This is a genomic window from Amycolatopsis sp. NPDC006131 (assembly GCF_040614175.1).
Classification (GTDB): Bacteria; Actinomycetota; Actinomycetes; order Mycobacteriales; family Pseudonocardiaceae; genus Amycolatopsis_E; species Amycolatopsis_E tucumanensis.
The window spans coordinates 1-2,908 of sequence record NZ_JBEXTX010000229.1 but is presented as its reverse complement, the minus strand read 5'-3'; the positions used below and the strand labels follow the sequence as shown (position 1 = coordinate 2,908).

Annotated in this window: 3 protein-coding genes and 1 pseudogene; 1 reads left to right on the top strand and 3 read right to left on the bottom strand. The window is 67.8% G+C overall.

Going from position 1 to position 2,908, the window contains the following annotated elements; translation table 11 throughout:
• A partial coding sequence (locus ABZ215_RS43550; protein ID WP_354956800.1) for a MarR family transcriptional regulator occupies positions 1–573 on the top strand: 573 nt, incomplete at its 5' end.
• 89 nt (positions 574–662) lie between these two features.
• Here ABZ215_RS43550 and ABZ215_RS43545 read toward each other — a convergent pair.
• The 3 genes and pseudogenes from ABZ215_RS43545 to ABZ215_RS43535 all read right to left on the bottom strand — a co-directional run.
• Positions 663–1,361: a DUF4190 domain-containing protein gene (locus tag ABZ215_RS43545; protein ID WP_354956798.1), complete on the bottom strand. Its 699-nt coding sequence runs from the start codon at positions 1,359–1,361 to the stop codon at positions 663–665.
• A gap of 200 nt (positions 1,362–1,561) precedes the next feature.
• Positions 1,562–2,458, bottom strand: coding sequence for a hypothetical protein (locus tag ABZ215_RS43540; protein WP_354956796.1), 897 nt, complete (start codon positions 2,456–2,458; stop codon positions 1,562–1,564).
• A gap of 83 nt (positions 2,459–2,541) precedes the next feature.
• A pseudogene (locus ABZ215_RS43535) lies at positions 2,542–2,908 on the bottom strand (hypothetical protein); the annotation flags it as partial.

Here is a 2,908-nt window from a genome sequence, read left to right as displayed (position 1 = left end):
TCCGCCACGGCCAAGATCGGAAAGTCGACCGCCCAGAAGATCCTCGCCCGCTGGGCCACCGACGGCAGCGTCACGCGAACCGCCGGAATCGCCGAAGGCGGTCGCCGTGCAGCCGACCTGTGGTCCGTTGCCGAGGCACCCGAGCCCGAGGACCTCACTCCCGCAGCCGAGGCCGCTGGCACCGCGGACTCGCCCGAGGAGACGCCTAGCGAGGGCCCCGCCACCAGCAAGCCACAGGCCGACGAGGGGATCGACACGGAGGCTGCGCCAGCCACGCCCGGAGAGGCCGCCGATCCGGACACCAGCACGGACAACGTCGGCAGCGACGGCCAGCAAACCGAACGGCTCGCCCCCGGCGCACTGCGCGGCATGGTCGAGGACTACCTGCGCGACCACCCGGGCGACGAGTTCGGCCCGACCGCGATCGCCAAAGCGCTGGGCGGCAAATCCTCAGGCGCGGTCAGCAACGCGCTCGACAAGCTGGTCGCCGACGGCACTGCAGTCCGCACGAAGGACAAGCCCCGGCGGTTCGCGCTCGCACCAACTGAACAGGAATCCGCGTCCCAGTCCTGAGAACGCACAATCGCGTAGGTTGCCCCAGCCTCATCGGCTGGGGCACCGCGTCTGTTGGAGCCGGATACCGGCGGCATCGGCCGGTCGTATCACGAGCAGCTGACCGAGGTGACAGACGCTTCTGGATTCACCTTGCTATTCGCAGTAGTGATCACCGTCCGCGAGATCGTGAACTGTGTCCCTCCGGCCCCGTACGCGGTCTCTACGACCTCGCCATCTTTGTTGCCAGTGATCGTGTAGGTGATGCTGCACGTACCGTAGCTCGTCATCTGAGTCTCGGTGCCCGCGTAGGTGATCGTCGGCTCGACCACCAGATTGCAGCCGTAGGACCCGAAACACTGCTTGCTGACAGTCTTCAACCCGATCGTGAAGTCGCCCTTTTCGATCGGTTTCGGCGGCGTCGTGGTCGTCGGAGGCGCCTGATACCGGTAGGTCGACGCCGGTGTTGTCGGCGATTGATTACCCAAGGCGTTTTGGGTGTCCTCGACCGCCTTGTTGAAGGCGGCCACCCAGACGATGCACAGCGCGAGCCCCACCGCAGAGACAACAAGACCGGCGATGCTCAATCCCTTGTTGGTGGCAGTGCCGTTCCACACGCGCGCGATCGCGATACCCGAGAACACCAGGCCGAGAATGACCAGCGGCCACGCGACAATCCCGACGATCGGAATCACAGCAAAAACAGCGCCGACAACGCCAAGCACAAAGCCGGTCACTCCAAAGCCGTTCTTGGGTGGCGCCGGGGGCGCGGGATACCCGCTGGCTGGCGGGAAGTGTGGAGCGGTCATGTTCAGTTTCCTGTCAGGGTTCGAGTGTTACGGGAAGACAACGAGCGCACGGATGGCACGGGCTCCAGGCCGCACTGCCCGATAGCCCTTGCGTCGGCGTGTTACCTGATAGGTACTCGGAAATTCAGAACGAGGTGTTACTCCTCGTTACTGAACGGTGATCAAGCCTGCTGTCGTGCGTCTAACCCGGACACCTGAACTCAGTACATCGAGACATGGACGTGGTCGTAGTGGCAGCCGGTGACGTTGGCCGGGTTCGGGCAGCCGTAGACGCTGGAGCGGTACGGCTGCCAGCTGGGGTTGTCGGCGGACCAGTACAGGCCTTGCCAGATCAGGTACCGCACCCCGAGGGCCGCTTGGTGGGCGACCAGCCAGTTCGCCACCCGCCAGCCTGCGGCGACCGATCGCTCGTCCTCGGGGTCGAACATGATGTCGCACGCGCGGCCCTGCGGGTGGTCGGACGCCGGGTTGGCGGGACGCGCCTGGTGGCACCCCAGGCCCAGACCGGTCATCCCGCCCGCTAGGAGGGCGCGGATGAGCGCCAGGGTGCGGGGCGTAATGCGACCGTTGCTGGTGGGGTCCGGCTCGGTTGCCTCTTCCGGCGGCCATTCGGTGCGTAGCGGGCCGCCCGCGCCCGAGCAGGTCACCCCGAGCAGTGCGCCGACTAACTGCCGTGCACCGTGCTCATGTTTAGCGTAGGCGTCCGGGTATCCGGAGCGCTGGACAGCCTGGGCCGCGGAGGCGAGGTTCATCTGCTGCCAGTTCGGCACCTGGAGCAGGTGGTTGTAGAACTGGGTGGCGGCGTAGGTGGGGTTGAGGATCTGGTCCGGTGTTCCCCAGCCCTGGGACGGGCGTTGCTGGAACAGGCCGAGGCTGTCGCGGTCGCCGTAGTTGAGATTGGTCAGTCCGGACTCTTGCATCGCGGCGGCGACGGCGATGACCCATCCGTACTCGGGTACACGCATCTGCTTGCCGACGGCGACGATGGTGGCGGCGTTGGCCATCTGCTCCGGCCCATACCCGGCCACCCCAGTGCCGAGGGTGGAACCGACGGGAGCACAGGCGGCGGCACCACCGCTGCCGATGACGGCGGCCACGACGCCGGCACCAGCGGCCGCCACAAGGATCGGGACGAGCAGGACGGTTACCGCGGCGAGGACAGCGACCTTAGGCCCCGAGGTCATCGTGGCGTCGACGCGCTGGGCGGCATCGGGTAGGGCGGTGGCATCGACGCGGACGGCTGGTTCAGGGGGTCGCCGTTGCTGTCGGCAGGCGCGCTGACGTGCGGCCAGGCGCCGAGGAGCGCACTCAGTGCCCGCCGCCGAGCTCCATCGCGAGGGCTGTCCAGGGGCAGCCACACCGCGTCCGCCGGGCTGGGAGGTGCGGCCTCGGGGTTGAGCAGCTCGGCCGTGGCGGTAGCGACCGGAACGCCGCGCGGAACCTCGAGCTCGCGCCACGCGTGGGTGAGCAGTCGGCGGGCGGCGGCCTCGCGCCGGGCGGTCGGCAGCCAGATCAGCAGCGGTGTGGTGATGCCCGTGGCCTGGGCG